The organism is Janthinobacterium rivuli (assembly GCF_029690045.1).
In the GTDB taxonomy this organism is placed as follows: Bacteria; Pseudomonadota; Gammaproteobacteria; order Burkholderiales; family Burkholderiaceae_D; genus Janthinobacterium; species Janthinobacterium rivuli.
Genome location: NZ_CP121464.1, coordinates 5,440,189 through 5,456,006 on the forward strand (window position 1 = coordinate 5,440,189; position 15,818 = coordinate 5,456,006).

Consider the following 15,818-nt stretch of genomic DNA (forward strand, 5'->3'; position numbering starts at 1 on the left):
CGCCAGCCAGGCATCCCTGCCAAGCAAGCCTTCCCGTATCAATAACGCAAAAAGGTAGTTTCATGGCGCGAGCACGTTCGCTGGCCGGCGCTGCCGCCGCCACTTTCCGGTACCTTGCACCGCTGCGACAACCACGTTTCTCACCACAAACTAAGGCATACACCATGCACCTCACTTCCATCGCGCGCCTCGGCGCCCTCGTCACCGCCCTGCTGGGCGCGGCCCTCGTTTCCGGCACGGCCAGCGCACACCAGATCTGGCTGCAGCAGGACGGCAAGGCGGCCAGCGTGTACTTCGGCGAATTCGGCGACAACCTGCGCGAAGCGTCGCCCGGCCTGCTGGACAAGTTCAGCATCAGGAACGTGACGTGGGTGTCGGCCAAGGGCGCGCAGCCGCTGCAGGCGAGCAAGACGGCCGGCGCGTTCATCCTCAATGGCAAGGCGGGCGCCGGCGAAAGCATCATCGTCGAGGAAGACAACTACCCATCGTGGGAAGAGAAAAAGGATGGCAAGAGCACGCGCACCGTGTGGGTCCCGGCCGCGCGCCTGATCGCCGACGGCAAGGCGCAAGCACCGGCCCTGACCCTGGATCTCGTGCCAACCGGCAAACCTGGCCAGTTCCAGGTCAGCTACCAGGGCAAGCCGCTGGCGCAGGCCAAGGTCAACGCCGTGGTGCAATCGGGCTGGGGCAAGGAAGCGTGGAGCGATGCGCAAGGCCTGGTCAGCTTCCCGCTGCCATGGAAGGGCACCTATGTGCTGGAAGTGCAGCACACGGACAAGACGGCTGGCCAGCGCGGCGCGCAAGCCTATGACAAGGCCATGTTCGTGACGACCCTGAGCCTGGTGCAGCCGCAAGGCGTGACGCCGCTGCCGGCCGGCCCGGCCGTGCCACCGAGCAAGGAACACGACTGAGCATGCCAGCGCCAGCCATCATTAAAATCGCGCGCCTGCGCCTGTCCGCCGGGGCGATCTACCGCCTCGGCGTGGCGTCGCGCAGCGTGGCGGCCATCATCGGCGGCTACGTGCTGGCCGCGCTGGTCACCATGCTGCTGTCGGTGAGCCTGCCCATGGCCCGCTCCGAAGCCGTCATGACGGCCACCCTGCTGTCGTTTGCCATCTACACCTGCGCCGTGCTGTGGGTCTTCGCCACGCGCAGCGCCCTGCGCGCCTGGCTGGGCCTGTTGATGCCGGCCGCCGTCATCGCCGCCATCCTGCAGTGGATGGACGCACTATCCTGGAGTCTCGCATGAAAGAAGGTTTCCGCCAGTCGATGGCATGGCTGCACACCTGGTCCGGCCTGCTCGTCTGCTGGATCTTGCTGCTGGTGTTTTGCGCCGGCACGGCCAGCTACTACCGCAATGAAATCACCCTGTGGATGCAGCCCGAACTGCACGGCGCCGCCGCCAGCCAGGTGAGCACCGAGGAAGCGGCCAAGGTCGCGCAACAGGCGATGGAAGAACGGGCAGACGGCGCCACGCGCTGGTTCATCAGCCTGCCCGGCGAGCGCAGCCCGTCCACGCAACTGGGCTGGAGCAAACCCTCGAAACCGGGCGAAAAGAAACGCGGCCGGCGCGGCAATTTTCATAGCGAAAAAGCCGACCCGGCCACGGGCGAAGTGCTATCGAAGCCGCGCGAAACGCGGGGCGGCGAATTCCTCTACCGCCTGCATTTCGACCTGCACTACATGTCGGCCATCTGGGGCCGCTGGATCGTGGGTTTCTGCGCCATGTTCATGTTCGTCTCCATCATCAGCGGCATCGTCACGCACAAGCGCATCTTCAAGGACTTGTTTACCTTCCGGCCGAAAAAGGGCCAGCGCTCGTGGCTGGACGCGCACAACGTGACGGCCGTGCTGGCCCTGCCCTATCACATCATGATCACCTACACGGGCCTGGTCACGTTGATGTTCCTGTACATGCCTTCCGGCGTCACGGCCGCCTACAAGGGCGACCAGGATACCTTCTTCGCCGAAGCCTTCCCCGGCCGCTCGGGCGACAGCAAGCCGGCCGGCGTGGCCGCGCCGCTGACGCCGTTGGCGCCCCTCGTGCGCCAGGCGGAGCAGCACTGGGGCGGCGGCAAGGTCGAGCGCATCTCCGTCAACCACCCGGGCGACGCCAACGCCACCATTTCACTGACGCGCGCCGGTGGACGCGACATGTCGTCGAAGCAGCCATCGATGGAATTCGATGGCGTGTCCGGCAAACTGCTGTCGAGCGACGGCGAGGCGCAGCCCGGCGCGGCCGCCACGCAAGGCGTCATGGTGGGACTGCACGTCGCGCATTTCGGCGGACCGCTGCTGCGCGCCCTGTTCTTCCTGTCCGGCCTGGCCGGCTGCGCCATGGTCGCCACGGGCGCCCTGCTGTGGGCCGTCAAGACGCGCCAGAAGCAGGCCAAGGCGCTGGCCGCCGGCAAGCGCGCCAGCTTCGGCCTGCGCCTGGTCGAGGCGCTCAACATCGGCGCCATCGCCGGCATCCCGATCGCCTTCGGCGCCTACTTCTGGGCCAACCGCCTGCTGTCGGTGACGATGGACGACCGGCCAAAAGAGGAAATCGCCTGCTTCTTCGGCGCCTGGGCCCTGGCCGCCATCATCGCCCAGCTGCGCCCCTCGCGCGCCATGTGGCGCATGCAGCTGGCCGCCGGCGCCTTCCTGCTGGCGTCGCTGCCCGTGCTGAACGTCTTCACCACCAATTCGCACCTGGGCGTGACCCTGTTCCTGGGCCGCGGCCCCGTGGCGGTAGCCGCCTTCGACCTGGTGGTGCTGGTGCTGGGCCTCGGTCTCGCGTATGCCGCGTACAAACTGAAACCGCTGCCCGTGAAGGCGGCCAAGGCGGCACCGGTGAAACCGGCGCAAACGATGGAGGCCGCGTGATGGAACTGTTAGCCAATTTCCTCGTCTTCGCGCTGTGCTACGCGGGCCTGTCTTCGCTGTGCCTGGCGATGGACCGCCACTACGCCGACTTGCACGGACGCGGCGCCGAACCGCCCGCGCCGCTGCGCCGCCGCCTGCAGTGGGCAGGCTGGCTGGCGCTGGCGGCGGCCCTGGCCTGGGCCATGCACATCGCCGGCGGCGGCTATGGCCTCGTCTACTGGGTCGGCAGCCTGACGGGCTGCGGCTTGCTGCTGATCTGGCTGCTGCCGTATGCGCCGCACCAGGCCATGCGCCTGGCGCGCATGATCGGCGTGGCGGCCTTGCTGGCCGCCGTCGCGCTGGCAGTACGGTAACGATGATGGCCATGCCACCCCTGCTGTCCACGCAGCTGGAAAGCCATTACCGCGCACACCACGGCTGGCTGGTGCACTGGTTGCAACGGCGCCTGGGCAATGCCGCCGAGGCCGCCGACCTGATGCAGGACACCTACACGCGCCTGCTGGCCGGCGCGCCCATGCAGCCGCAAACGCCGGCCCTGCGCGCACCCAAGGCTTACCTGGCGACCGTCGCCAAGCACCTGCTGATCAACCACCTGCGCCGCCAGTCGCTGGAACTCGCGTGGGCCGATGCGCTGGCCGCCCTACCCGAACAGCATATGCCATCGACCGAGCGGCGCGTGGAAATCCTGCAGGCGCTGCAAGCCGTCGATGCCATGCTCGATGGCCTGAAACCGAAGGTGCGCGCCGTCTTCATCCTGGCGCAGATCGAAGGCCATGCCTATGCGGACATCGCCGCGCAGCTGGGCATCGGCGAACGCTCCGTGAAGCGCTACATGGCCGAGGCGCTGACCGAATGCGTGCTGCTGGCGCAGGACTTGCCGGCATGAGCGCGGCCGCTTCGCCATCTCCGCCGCTGTCGCGCAAGGTGGCGCGCCAGGCCGTCGAATGGTATTTATTGGAGCAGTCGGGTCAGGCCACGCCGGACGACCTGGCCGCCAGCGCCCAGTGGCGCGCACGCGACCCGGAACATGCGCGCGCCTGGAACAGGGTACGGCAGGTGAGCCAGACGGCGAATTTGCTGCCGCCGGAGCTGGCCGTGCCCGTGCTGCGCCGGCCGCAACGCCGCGTGGCCGTGCAGGTATTGCTGGCGCTGATGGCGGCGCCCGCCGCCTGGCTGCTGGTGCGCCACGAGATGCTGGCTGATTACCGCAGCGGCGTGGGCGAACGGCGCGAGGTGTCCCTGCCCGATGGCGGCACCCTGGTGCTCAACACGGACAGCGCCGTCGACGTGGCGTATGGCGCCGGTGAACGCCTGCTGACCCTGCGCCGCGGCGAAGTGCTGGTGCAGACGCGCCCCGACCATGCGGGCAGCCGCCCCTTCATCGTCGCCACCTGCCATGGCCGCATCCGCGCGCTGGGCACGCGCTTCACCGTGCGCGTCGACGACGACGCCAGCCGCGTGACGGTGCTCGAACACGCGGTGGAAATCACGCCGCGCGCGCCGTCGGCCACCGTCCGCACGCTGATGGCGGGTCAGCACAGCCGCTTCGACGCCAGCCACGCCGGCCTGCCCACGCCGGCCCCGCTGCAAGCCGATGCATGGGCACACGGCATGCTGGCGGCGCAGGACATGCGCCTCGACGCCTTCGCTTTTGAGCTGTCACGCTACCGTCCCGGCCTGCTGCGCGTGGAACCGCAAGTGGCGGGCTTGCGCCTGTCGGGCGCCTTCCAGCTCGACGACACGGACGCCGTGCTGGACAGCCTGGCGCGCATGCTGCCCGTCGATGTGCTGTACCGCACCCCGTACTGGGTCACTCTCGCGGCCCGCAAAAAATAATCGTGAAATTTGGCCCCTTTTTTCGGCATGGCCTGTCCTGTAAGTACGACAACGACACTCACCGGAAAGGCCACACCATGCACCCACCCCGTTTGACTCCCCTCGCGCGCGCCATCGGCAGCGCCGTGATCCTGCTGTCGCTGGCGCAGGCGCCGGCCATGGCCGCCGATGCCACCGCGCCAGCCGCCGCGCAAACGGCGTTCCACGTGCCGGCGGGCGAGCTGTCCGCCGCCATCGCCGGCTTTGCCATCGAAGCAAAAGTGAGCGTGGGCGCCGCGGCCGAACTGCTGCAAGGCGTGCGCACGCCTGGCCTGAGCGGCAGCTACACGGTGCCGCAGGCGCTGGCCCGCCTGCTGGCCGGCACGGGCCTGGAAGCGCTGCCCAGCGGGGAACGCAGCTACGTGCTGCGCAAGGCGGGTGCGGCCTCGCCCGCCGCGCCGATCGCCGCCACCTTGGGCGAAGTCGCCATCAGCTCCAGCGCCCTGCGCGACGGCACCACGGAAGGCAAGCGCGGCTACGCGGGCCTGACCAGCGCCACGCGCCTGAACCTGTCGCTGCGCGAAACACCGCAGGCGGTCAGCGTCATCACGCGCCAGCAGATCGAGGACCAGGGCTTGCGCACCTTGCAGGACGTGCTGGTGCAGGCACCCGGCATCACGGTCGACCATTCCTCGAGCACGCGCGAATACGACCAGGTGTTTTCACGCGGCTTCGAAGTCACCTCGTACATGTTCGACGGCATCCCGACCAGCAAGAGCCTGGAAGCGCGCACCTACGACATGGCGATCTACGATCGCGTCGAAATCATCCGCGGCGCGACGGGCCTGATCAGCGGCACGGGCAGCCCGTCGGCCGCCGTCAACCTGGTGCGCAAACGTCCGGGCCGCAGCTTTGCCGCCACGGCCGGCGCGCAGCTCGGTTCGTGGGACCGCTACCGCATCGAAGGCGATGTCTCGATGCCCTTGACGGCGGACGGCAAGGTGCGTGCGCGTCTCGTCGCAGCGCATGAAGACCAGCGCTCGTTCATCGACCGCTACCAGCAGAAAAAGGATGTGCTGTACGCCATCGTCGAAGCGGATCTGACGCCATCGACGGTGCTTGGCGCCGGCATCAACTACCAGCAGGAAAAGCTGAAAGGCGCGGGGCGTGAATTCCCCATGTTCTACGCCGACGGCTCGCAGACGCATTTCCCCCGCTCGATGAACGGCACGGCGGCGTGGAGCACGTATGACCGCGAACAGAGCATGCTGTTCGCCACGCTCGACCATTATTTCGACAACGACTGGATCGCCAGGGTGGCCGTGAGCCGCAGCAGCAACCAGTACGACGCCTTGCAGGGCTTTTCCGGCGACGGCTACCCGGACCGCGTGACGGGCGGCGGCATGAAGCTGTGGCTGGCCAACTGGCACAGCAAGCCGCAACAGACCTCGCTCGACGCCTATGTCAGCGGCCCGTTCCAGGCCTTCGGCCGCCAGCACGAACTGGTGCTGGGCGTGAGCGCTTCGGAACTCAAGACGAATAGCCCCCTCTATCCGAACTGGCGCCTCGATGGCTATGACCATACGGTGCCGGATATTCACGCCTGGAACGGCGCCATGCCGGTGCCCGACTACAGCGGCACGCGCCGGGGCAGCTCGTACGACAAGGAGCGCGAAAGCGGCCTGTATTCGACCTTGCGCCTGCGCCCGACGGACGCGCTGTCGGTGATTTTTGGCGCGCGCCTGTCGTACTGGAAGCGCGACATTCGCAGCGATTTTTTCAACGGCACGGACCTGTATGACGCCATGCGCGAAAACGGCAAGATCACGCCGTATGCGGGCCTGGTCTACGACCTGGGCCGGCACTGGTCGGCCTATGCCAGCTACACCAGCATCTTCACGCCGCAAAGCCAGCGCGACGTCAACAGCCGCTTCCTGGCGCCGCTGGAAGGCAAGAACTACGAAGTGGGCGCGAAGGGCGAATTTTTCGGCGGCAAGCTCACCACCAGCGCCGCGCTCTTCCAGCTGAAGCAGGAAAACCTGGCCGAAGCCGATCCTGGCAATGTCTGGATCATCGGCACGGGCGGCGGTTCCTACGCCTACCACACGGTCAAGGGTGCCACCACGCGTGGATTCGAGGCGGAAGTGTCGGGCCAGCTGCGCCCCGACTGGCAACTGACGGCCAGCTATGCCTATAGCCGCATCCGCAACGCGGCCGGCGCACGCATCCAGACCAACCAGCCGCAAAGCATGGCCAAGCTGTGGACCACCTGGCGCCTGGCGCAAGGCGTGCCGGGCCTGGTGCTGGGCGGCGGCGTGAACTGGCAAAGCGATATCTACATGGATGACCGCGGGCCGAACGGCGAACGCTTCACGCAGAAGGCATATGCGGTGGCGGGATTGATGGCGCAGTACCAGGTCAGCAAGCAACTGGTGGCGACCCTGAATGTCAACAATGTCTTCGACAAGCAGTACTACTCGACGGGCATGGGCGGCTACTACGGCGATCCGCGCAACGCCATGCTGTCGCTGCGCTATCAGTTCTGAACGGCTTCGCTGCTTTTGAGCAGCGCCTCGATGCCCTCGGGCGCCATGGCGCGGCCCAGGTAGTAGCCAAACGCCTCGTCGCAGCCCATCTCGGCCAGCAGTTCCAGCTGCTCGCCGCTTTCCACGCCGCCGGCGATGGTGCGCAGTCCCAAGGTGCGCGCCATCGCCACGATGGCGCGCACCATGGCGCCGTCGCCGCCCGGCTTGCCCACGTCGTCGACAAAACACTTTTCAATCTTCACGGCATCCGTGGGAAAGCGTTTCAGGTAGTTGAGCGAAGCGTCGCCCGTGCCGAAATCGCTGATGGCGATCGCCATGCCCAGCTGGCGGAACTGGCGCAGTATCAGTTCGCAGTTCTGGTTGCGGTCGATCAGGATGCCGGCAGCGATTTCCAGTTCGATGCAATGGCCCGGCACGCCGGCCGCCTCCAGCGCGGCGCCGAAATTGCGTGCGATATCGCGCTGGTAGAACTGGCGCGCCGACAGGCTGACGGACACCGTCAGCCTCTGCCCCTGCACAATCCAGCTGCGTGCCTGTTCCACCGCCGTGGCCATCACCCACGCTCCCACCGGCAGGATCAGGGCGCTTTCTTCCAGCACCGGCAGGAAATCGAGCGGCATCATCAGGCCCAGTTCCGGGTGCTTCCAGCGCAGCAGCGCTTTCACGCCCGTGATCGTGCGCGTCCTCAAGTCCATGCGCGGCTGGTAATACAACGCGAACTCGTTGCGTTCGAGCGCGTGGCGCAAGGCCGTCTCGAGGATGGTGCGCGAATACGACTGCGTCTGCATGCGCGGCGCGTAGCGCAGGCAGGTACCGGGCGCGTGGCGCTTGGCCGCATACATGGCCAGGTCGGCCTTTTCGATCAGCGCATTGACGTCGTCGTCGTCGTCCGGGTACAGGGCCACGCCCACGCTGGCCGCCACCGACAGGCTGTATTCGCCAATGACGAAGGGCGCGGCGATGGCGCCGACGATTTTCTCGGCCACCCGCTCGGCATCGTGCGCCGTGCGCAGTTCCGTCAGCAGGATGATGAATTCGTCGCCGCCCTGGCGCGCCACCGTGTCGACCTTGCGCACGCACTGCTGCACCCGGCGCGCGAACTCCGTCAGCACCTGGTCGCCCACGTCGTGCCCCAGACTGTCGTTAATGGATTTGAAGCGGTCGATATCGACGAACAGCACGGCCAGCAATGCCTGGTGGCGGCGCGCGTAGGCGATGCCGTGCTCGAAGCGGATCTGGAAATGCAGCCGGTTCGGCAGCCCCGTCAAGCCATCGTGGTGGGCGATGAATTCCAGCTGCTGCTCGGCGCGCCGGCGCGCCGACACATCGTGCAGCAGCAGCACCGCGCCGCCCTGCGCCAGCGGCGCGCAGCTGTACTGCACGTCGATGCGCTTGCCGTCAAGGTGGCGCAGCAGCACGGCGCCGCGCGCCACTTCCAGCACTTCCTGCCGCGCCACGCAATCGCGCACCTGGCGCGCCGCATCGACTGACGTGCCATCGTGAAATAGCGGCAGCAGCTGCGTCACGGGCTGGCCCAGGCCATCGTCGCCCAGCCGACCGCCCATGGCGCTGGCGCGGGGATTCAGGTAGCGCACCACGCCAGCGTGATCGGTGCCGACGACGGCCGCCGGCAATGCGTGCAGCAGCGCCAGCGCCTCTGCCATGCGTTGCGCCTGCGCCGCCTGCAGCACCACGCCCGTCGCATGGCGCAGGCGCCACGTGCGCGCCGCCTGCCACTGGCAGGCCAGCAGCACGCTCAGCACCACGGCGAGGGTCAGGCACAGCGCCAGCAGCAGCGCCGTCATGCGTCACCCGTCAGGCAAGAGATGGAAGACATGCTTTTCCTTTGCAACGCGCGCCATGCGGCCGGGCGCAGAACCATGCGGAAAGGAAATAGTATAAGAATTTTGGCGCGATATTTGCCTGATCGGGCGCCGCTTGACTGGTGTCAATCACGGCGAGGCGTCATCACTGTTGCAATCCTCCCACAGGCAATCTCACCAATTATTGCAACAATTGCTGCGCCGCACTAAAATGAGAATGATTCTCATTATTGAGATTCACTCCATTCATCTGAGTCCCTGCGCCCAGGCCAGGACAGCAGCGGCATGGCCAGGCAAGCCAGGCGCAACACTCTCCCCAGCGACGCATATTGTGAAACAGGCATCCGCCTGCTTCATCCACCACATCATCGCGACACCGGGAGCAGTCAATGACAAACCACAGCGCACAGCGAAAGGCCGCCGCATTGGCGCCGACCCTCATGGCCGCGGCCATTCTCGGCACCTTGGGTGCACCGGCCCATGGCCAGGCGCAGCAGCAGGAACAGAATCTGCCCGAGGTGCGCGTCAACGCGCAGGCCGCCTCCGCCACCACCGAAGGCAGCGGCTCCTACACCAGCGGCAGCATGACCGCGGCCACACGCCTGAACCTGTCCATGCGCGAGACGCCGCAATCGGTCAGCGTCGTCACGCGCCAGCAAATGGACGACATGAATATCCGCTCGGTCGAGGACATCGCCAATATCACGCCGGGTCTGAGCCTGAACAAGGGCGCCACCGAGCGCGCCAGCTTTTATTCGCGCGGTTTCTCGATCAGCAATTTCACGGAAGACGGCCTGACCATGTCGGCCGACGGCGACACCCTGGGTTTCGCCACTCTGGCCATGTACGACCGGGTCGAAATCCTGCGCGGCGCGGCCGGCATGATGAATGGCGTGGGCAACCCGTCGGGCACGATGAATTTCGTGCGCAAGCGCCCTACGGCGCAGAACGAAGTGTCGCTTACGGGCAGCATCGGCCGCTACCACGACTACCGCGGCGAAGTCGATGCGCGCGGCGCGCTGAACCAGGCGGGCAGCCTGCGCGGGCGCGCCGTGGCCGCCTACCAGGATACCGACACGTTCATCTCGAACTACCGCCACAAGCGCGCCCTGCTCTACGCCACCGCCGACGCCGACCTGTCGCGCGACACGACCCTGAGCGTGGGCTTCCACGTCAACGACGAGCGCAATCCCGGCTCCACGTGGTACGGCTTGCCGACGGCGCTCGATGGCAGTTTCCTGCCGCTCGACCGCTCGGCCAGCAACGCGCCCGACTGGACCTTCTGGAACAAGAAAAACACGCGCCTGTTCGCCGAACTCGAACACCGGTTGGGCAACGGCTGGAAGGTAAAACTGGCGGCGCAGGCGCTGCAGGACGAACTCGACTCCGTCGTCACGGGCATCGCCCGCGTGCCGAAGACGAATCTGTTCCGCCTCAGCGCGGCCAACGCCTTTGTCTACGACCGCCAGCAACGCATTGTCGATGCGCAGGCAGCCGGTCCTTTCAGCCTGCTGGGCCGCCGCCATGAAATCGTCTTCGGCGCCAGCTACCGCACGCGCGATACCGAGGACAAGGGCTACAAGTCGGTGCCCGACTACAGCTATACCTTCAACCCCGTGAACTGGGATACGGGCGCGCCCGTGAAACCGGCGATCGGCACCTTCTACTATGGCCAGGACAGCAAGACGAAGCAGACGGGCGTCTACACGACGGCCCGCTTCAGCCTGGCCGATCCGCTGGCCCTGCTGGTGGGCGGCCGCGTCGACTGGTACGACTACCGCGCCATCAATACGTTTACGGGGGCGCGCTCCGGCTACAAGGTGAGCCGGGAAGTCACGCCATATGCGGGCCTGGTGTACGACATCGACGCCCGCCATTCGCTGTACGGCAGCTGGACCAGCATCTTCAATCCGCAAAGCGCCGTCGACAGGCATGGCGTGCTGCTCGATCCCGTCACGGGCATCAACATGGAAGCGGGCGTGAAGGGCGAATACTTCGGCGGCGCGCTGAACGCCTCGGCGGCCGTGTTCCGCATCGTGCAAAAGAACCTGGCGACAGCGCTGCCGCTGACGCAGTGCGGCCCCGGCCTGCTGTCGTGTTCCGAGGCGGCCGGTGAAGTACGCAGCGATGGGTTCGAGCTGAGCGTGTCCGGCGCGTTGACGCCGCGCTGGCAGATGAGCGCGGGCTTTACCTACAACACGGCCGAGTACGCCAAGGCACAGGGCAGCAATGCCGCAGGCGCACGCTATGCGGCCGAGCGCCCCAGCCGCCTGTTGCGCCTGTCCACCAGCTATCGCCTGTCCGATGCGTGGCGCGTCGGCGGCGCGCTGCGGGCGCAGAACCAGATCTACAAGACCAACAGCGCCATCCGCCAGGGCGGCTACGCGGTGGCCGACCTGAACGCGGGCTGGCAAGTGAACGGCCAGCTCGACGTGCGCCTGAGCGTGACCAACGTCTTCGATCGCAGCTACTACCAGGCCATCAGCAGCATCGACAGCGGCAATGCATTCGGCGATCCGCGCAGCGCCGTGCTGACGGCGAAGTACACGTTCTAAGCCAGCGCCAGCCGGCCCGGTTTCAGTTCCGCTGCCGGCGCCAGTGCCGGCGCCGCATGCAGCTTGAAGATGCTGACGGCGTCGGCCAGGCTGGCCGCCTGCTGCTGCAGCGCGTCCGCGGCGGCGGCGGCCTGCTCCACCAAGGCCGCGTTCTGCTGCGTCACGCCATCCATCTGGCTGATGGCGATACTGATCTGCTCGATGCCGTCGCGCTGTTCCACGCTGGCCACGGCGATTTCGCCGATGATGGCGTTCACGCGCTGCACGCTGCTCACCACGTCGTCCATCGTGCGCCCCGCCTGGCCAGCCAGCACGCTGCCCTCTTCCACCGTGCGCACGGATGCGCCGATCAACTGCTTGATTTCCATGGCCGCCGCGCTTGACCTATGCGCCAGGTTGCGCACTTCGGTGGCCACGACGGCAAAGCCGCGTCCCTGCTCGCCCGCGCGCGCCGCTTCCACGGCCGCATTCAGGGCCAGGATATTCGTCTGGAAGGCGATGCCGTCGATGACGGCGATGATGTCGACGATGCGCTTGGACGAGGCATTGATATGGCTCATGGTCTGCACCACCTGCGCCACGGCCTCGCCACCGCGCTGCGCCACGTCGGCCGCGCCGCCGGCCAGCTGGCGCGCCTGGTCCGCGTTGTCGTTATTCTGCCGCACGGTGGACGTCAGCTCGATCATCGAGGCGGCCGTCTCTTCCAGCGAGCTGGCTTGCTCCTCCGTGCGCGACGACAGGTCCATATTGCCGCTGGCGATTTCAGCGGACGCCGTGGCGATGGCGTCCGTGCCGGTGCGCACCCGTCCCACGATGGCGGCCAGGTTGCCGCTCATCGCTTTCAAGGCGCGCAGCAGGTCGCCGATTTCATCGCGGCTGCCATCGGCCACCACGGCGCGCAAGTCGCCGGCCGCCACTTGCTGGGCGATGCCGACGGCAGCGCCCAGCGGCACCGTGATACTGCGGATCAGCCACCACACGGTGACAGTACCGACGACCAGGGTCACCAGCACGGTGGCCAGCATGGCGATGCTGGCGCTGCGGTGCGCGGCCGCATCCTGCTCCTTCATCTGCTCCATCAGGGCGTGCGACTGCTTGCCGATGGCGGCGACGATGGCGTCGATCTGGCGCGTCGGTTCACGGTCCATGCCCTTGACCAGCGCATCGACAGTGTGGGCACTGTCGGCGCGCGCGCCATCAAACTTTTGCAGCGCCGCCAGGTAGCTCACGCCCAACGCGTCGTGCGCCTGCAGCGCATGCTCCACGGGTGTCGTGTCGAGCTGCAGCGCGGCCATCATCGCCTGCAGGCTTTTCAATTCCTTGCGCGTCTGCGCGCCGCTGGCGACAAACGCTTCGCGGTAGCGCTGGAAGGCGGCAGCATCGCCGCCGCGCAGCAGGATGTTTTTCCATTCCTGCACCTGGATCTTGAATTCCACTTGCGCGCCGCGCGCCGCGTCGACCGCCTCCGTCAGGGCGACGGAACGCTGCATGGCGTCCGCGCTGCGCGCACTGGCCGCGTCGAGCGCGCTCCAGCCACGCGCGCCAACGAACACCAGCGCAAGAAAGAAGAAGGCGCCCAACAGACCCAGGCGGATGGAGATTTTCAGATTCGCAAGTTGCATGTATTTCTCCCGGCAGCAAGAACAGGATGGCAACAAAGGCGCCACCAAAACCATCCAATTCTCACCAAATGGGGAAATCATGGGGCGCGCCCCGCGAAAAACCAAGCAGCGCTTTCGCTAGAGAAACACTTTCAACATAGAAACAACAAATTACAAGTAAAAGTTAACTATCAAGCCACGCCTTCGCCTGGCGCGCCGGCAAACTCCGCGCGCAGCAGCGGATACAGCCGCCGGTAGCGCCCCAGGCGCTCGTCCAGCACGGCAAACGCTTGCGGCGCCACCGTTTCCTGCACGGGCGGGCGCGTGCACACCTGCGCGGGCGGCAAGCCCGTCACCGCCATCTGCGCCAGGCGCGCCGCGCCCATGGTGCCGCCAGCCGCGCCGTGGTCGTGACGCAGCACGTTCAAGCCCGAGGCATTCGCGCACAGCTGCGCCCAGAAGCGGCTGCGCGAACCGCCTCCCACGAACGACGCTTCTTCCAGGTGCGTGCCGGCGCTGCGCAGGGCCGCATTGCCATCGGCCATGGCAAAGGCCACGCCTTCCATCACGCTGTAGGCCAGTTCGGCGCGCCCGTGTTCCGTCGACAAACCGAAAAACACGCCGCGCGCGGAGGCGTCGTTATGCGGCGTGCGTTCGCCGCTCAAATACGGCAGGAAGATGGGCGCCGTGCGCGCCTCGACGCTTTCCGCCAGCTTGACCAATTCGCCGATGTCGCTCGACTGGGTCAGCCGCGCCACCCAGCTGAGGCTGGACGCGGCGCTGAGGATCACGCTCATCTGGTGCCAGCGCTCGGGCAGGCAGTGGCAGAACGCGTGCACGCCCTGGCCCGGATTCGGCGCAAAACCATCGCTGCCGGCGAACAGCACGCCGGACGTGCCCAGCGACAGCAGGCCGGCGCCCGGCTCCACCACGCCCAGGCCCACGGCGGCTGCTGCGTTATCTCCCGCGCCGCCGGCCAGCAGCACCGTGTGCGCGATGCCCCACTCCTGGCACAGCGACGGGCGCACCTGCGCAGCGGCGGCGCTGCCTTCGACCAGACGCGGCATGTGCTCGCGCGACAGGCTAGTGGCCGCCAGCATGCGCTCGGACCAGTCGCGTTTGGCCACGTCCAGCCACAGGGTGCCGGAAGCGTCGGACATGTCGGACACATACTCGCCCGTCAGGCGCAGCGCCACGTAATCCTTGGGCAGCAAGACCTTGGCCGTGGCGCGGAACAGCGACGGTTCGTACTTTTGCAGCCACAGCAGCTTGGGCGCCGTGAAGCCGGGCATGGCCTGGTTGCCCGTGATGGCGCGCGACTCGGGCACCAATGCCTCCAGTTCCACGCATTCGGCAAAGGCGCGCGTGTCGTTCCACAGGATGGCGGCGCGCAGCACGTGCTGCTGCTTGTCGAGCAGGGTGGCACCATGCATCTGGCCCGACAGCGCGATGCCGCGCAAGCCGGAAAACGCCACCGGCTGGGCGGCGCGGATGGCGGCGATGACGTCCAGGGTGGCGTGCCACCAGTCTTCGGGATTCTGTTCCGACCAGCCGGGATGGGGACTGGACACGCGCAAGGCCACGCCGGCGCTGGCAAGGATGGCCTGAGCGTCATCGGTGAGGATGGCCTTGATTTCGGAGGTGCCGATATCGATACCGAGATATGTCATTTGATTCCAGAAGAAAGTTAAGAATGGCCGTCGCCGGACGGCTCGGGCATGTTCATCAGCAGGCAGGAGCGGAACTTCGACGGCGACATCTGCTTGTGCGCCAAAAACTGGCGGTTGAAATTGGAAAGGTTGTTGAAGCCCGTGCGGTAGCAGATATCGGTGACCTTCATGTCCGTGTTCATCAGCAGCTCGCAAGCGAGCGCGATGCGCTCCTGGTTGACGTATTGAATGAACGACGTGCCCGTATGCTTGCGGAAGAAACGCGTGAATTTCAAGGTGTTCATTTCCGCCACGTCGGCCACGTCCTGCTCGCAAAAATCGAGCGTGATGTTCTGCTTGATATACGCCAGCACCAGGTTGATGGTCGACGACATGTAGCGGCCCGCCTGCGCCAGGTAAGTGACGCTGGCCAGGGGCCGCCGCTCGCGGCACTCGCACAGCTCGCCGAACAGGCGCGTAAACAGTTCGACCCGGCGCAAGCCCTGCGCCGTCGTCAATTCCTTCATCAGCGGCACCAGGCGCAGGCCCAGCGCATCGGGAAATTGCAAACCCCTGCCTGCCTCGCCCAGCAGGGCTTTCAGGGGCGCCATTTCCGGGAACAGCAGCGCGCAGCGTTCGATGAAGTCGCCGGAAAACTGCAGCACCAGGTCGCGCTCGGGCAGGATCACGCCTTCCGGCAGTTCGCTGACCCAGTTGTGCGGCAGGTTCGGCCCCGTCAGGATCAGATTGCCCGCCCCGTAACTGCCGATATGGTCGCCGATAAAAAATTTGCCATTCGATGTGATGATGAAGTGCAGTTCGTACTCGGGATGGAAATGCCATTTCGCCACGGTGTGCGGAAAGCCGTGCGCCCACGCGCGAAACGATTCGTGGATCGGTTTGTGGATCAGTTCCAGGTCAGGCGTCACGGCAGTTCCCTTGCGCGGTCTCGTTGCCAGCT

At 66.5% G+C, this 15,818-nt stretch carries 12 protein-coding genes; 8 read left to right on the top strand and 4 right to left on the bottom strand.

The features are described from left to right. Positions 1-164 precede the first annotated feature (164 nt). The 7 genes from P9875_RS24700 to P9875_RS24730 all read left to right on the top strand — a co-directional run bounded on the left by P9875_RS24700 (position 165) and on the right by P9875_RS24730 (position 7,229). Positions 165-911, top strand: coding sequence for a DUF4198 domain-containing protein (locus tag P9875_RS24700; RefSeq protein ID WP_278316855.1), 747 nt, complete (start codon positions 165-167; stop codon positions 909-911). Positions 912-913: 2 nt separating this feature from the next. After that, positions 914-1,249 carry a DUF3649 domain-containing protein gene (locus P9875_RS24705; RefSeq protein WP_278316856.1) on the top strand — a complete coding sequence of 112 codons (336 nt, stop codon included), beginning with the start codon at positions 914-916 and terminating at the stop codon, positions 1,247-1,249. Beyond that, a complete protein-coding gene (locus P9875_RS24710) occupies positions 1,246-2,868 on the top strand; it encodes a PepSY-associated TM helix domain-containing protein (protein WP_278316857.1) in 1,623 nt (540 codons plus the stop codon). Before P9875_RS24705 ends, P9875_RS24710 begins: the two co-directional genes overlap by 4 nt. After that, positions 2,868-3,221, top strand: a complete 354-nt coding sequence (locus P9875_RS24715; protein ID WP_225242842.1) for a DUF3325 domain-containing protein — start codon at positions 2,868-2,870, stop codon at positions 3,219-3,221. Before P9875_RS24710 ends, P9875_RS24715 begins: the two co-directional genes overlap by 1 nt. Positions 3,222-3,232: 11 nt before the next feature. Then, positions 3,233-3,754, top strand: a complete 522-nt coding sequence (locus tag P9875_RS24720; protein WP_341353808.1) for a sigma-70 family RNA polymerase sigma factor — start codon at positions 3,233-3,235, stop codon at positions 3,752-3,754. Further along, entirely contained in the window at positions 3,751-4,704 is a 954-nt protein-coding gene (locus tag P9875_RS24725) for a FecR domain-containing protein (RefSeq protein WP_278316859.1), read from the top strand. Before P9875_RS24720 ends, P9875_RS24725 begins: the two co-directional genes overlap by 4 nt. A gap of 77 nt (positions 4,705-4,781) precedes the next feature. Then, positions 4,782-7,229, top strand: coding sequence for a TonB-dependent siderophore receptor (locus P9875_RS24730; RefSeq protein ID WP_278316860.1), 2,448 nt, complete (start codon positions 4,782-4,784; stop codon positions 7,227-7,229). Here P9875_RS24730 and P9875_RS24735 read toward each other — a convergent pair. Further along, a complete protein-coding gene (locus P9875_RS24735; RefSeq protein WP_278316861.1) occupies positions 7,220-9,034 on the bottom strand; it encodes a putative bifunctional diguanylate cyclase/phosphodiesterase in 1,815 nt (604 codons plus the stop codon). The two genes, P9875_RS24730 and P9875_RS24735, sit on opposite strands and share 10 nt — an antisense overlap. Positions 9,035-9,441: 407 nt before the next feature. Between P9875_RS24735 and P9875_RS24740 the strand changes: the two genes are divergently transcribed. Further along, positions 9,442-11,607 (top strand): TonB-dependent siderophore receptor, encoded by a 2,166-nt coding sequence (locus P9875_RS24740; protein WP_278316862.1) that lies wholly within the window; start codon positions 9,442-9,444, stop codon positions 11,605-11,607. On the opposite strand, the gene P9875_RS24745 is transcribed toward P9875_RS24740, so the two are convergent. From P9875_RS24745 to P9875_RS24755, 3 genes are all read right to left on the bottom strand, one after another. Further along, entirely contained in the window at positions 11,604-13,229 is a 1,626-nt protein-coding gene (locus P9875_RS24745; protein ID WP_278316863.1) for a methyl-accepting chemotaxis protein, read from the bottom strand. The two genes, P9875_RS24740 and P9875_RS24745, sit on opposite strands and share 4 nt — an antisense overlap. A gap of 170 nt (positions 13,230-13,399) precedes the next feature. After that, the gene (xylB, locus tag P9875_RS24750; RefSeq protein WP_278316864.1) at positions 13,400-14,878 is read right to left on the bottom strand and encodes a xylulokinase; all 1,479 of its coding nucleotides are present in this window, start codon (positions 14,876-14,878) and stop codon (positions 13,400-13,402) included. Between the two features lie 17 nt (positions 14,879-14,895). Next, the gene (locus P9875_RS24755; protein ID WP_035821643.1) at positions 14,896-15,786 is read right to left on the bottom strand and encodes an AraC family transcriptional regulator; all 891 of its coding nucleotides are present in this window, start codon (positions 15,784-15,786) and stop codon (positions 14,896-14,898) included. Between the last annotated feature and the right edge of the window lie 32 nt (positions 15,787-15,818).

What these genes read in the sequence shown, in the direction of transcription:
- xylB (WP_278316864.1), bottom strand. Translation starts at nt 14,878, where the DNA reads ATGACATATCTCGGTATCGATATCGGCACCTCCGAAATCAAGGCCATC.
- P9875_RS24740 (WP_278316862.1), top strand. Translation starts at nt 9,442, where the DNA reads ATGACAAACCACAGCGCACAGCGAAAGGCCGCCGCATTGGCGCCGACC.
- P9875_RS24705 (WP_278316856.1), top strand. Translation starts at nt 914, where the DNA reads ATGCCAGCGCCAGCCATCATTAAAATCGCGCGCCTGCGCCTGTCCGCC.
- P9875_RS24700 (WP_278316855.1), top strand. Translation starts at nt 165, where the DNA reads ATGCACCTCACTTCCATCGCGCGCCTCGGCGCCCTCGTCACCGCCCTG.
- P9875_RS24735 (WP_278316861.1), bottom strand. Translation starts at nt 9,034, where the DNA reads ATGACGGCGCTGCTGCTGGCGCTGTGCCTGACCCTCGCCGTGGTGCTG.
- P9875_RS24710 (WP_278316857.1), top strand. Translation starts at nt 1,246, where the DNA reads ATGAAAGAAGGTTTCCGCCAGTCGATGGCATGGCTGCACACCTGGTCC.
- P9875_RS24730 (WP_278316860.1), top strand. Translation starts at nt 4,782, where the DNA reads ATGCACCCACCCCGTTTGACTCCCCTCGCGCGCGCCATCGGCAGCGCC.
- P9875_RS24720 (WP_341353808.1), top strand. Translation starts at nt 3,233, where the DNA reads ATGCCACCCCTGCTGTCCACGCAGCTGGAAAGCCATTACCGCGCACAC.
- P9875_RS24745 (WP_278316863.1), bottom strand. Translation starts at nt 13,229, where the DNA reads ATGCAACTTGCGAATCTGAAAATCTCCATCCGCCTGGGTCTGTTGGGC.
- P9875_RS24725 (WP_278316859.1), top strand. Translation starts at nt 3,751, where the DNA reads ATGAGCGCGGCCGCTTCGCCATCTCCGCCGCTGTCGCGCAAGGTGGCG.
- P9875_RS24715 (WP_225242842.1), top strand. Translation starts at nt 2,868, where the DNA reads ATGGAACTGTTAGCCAATTTCCTCGTCTTCGCGCTGTGCTACGCGGGC.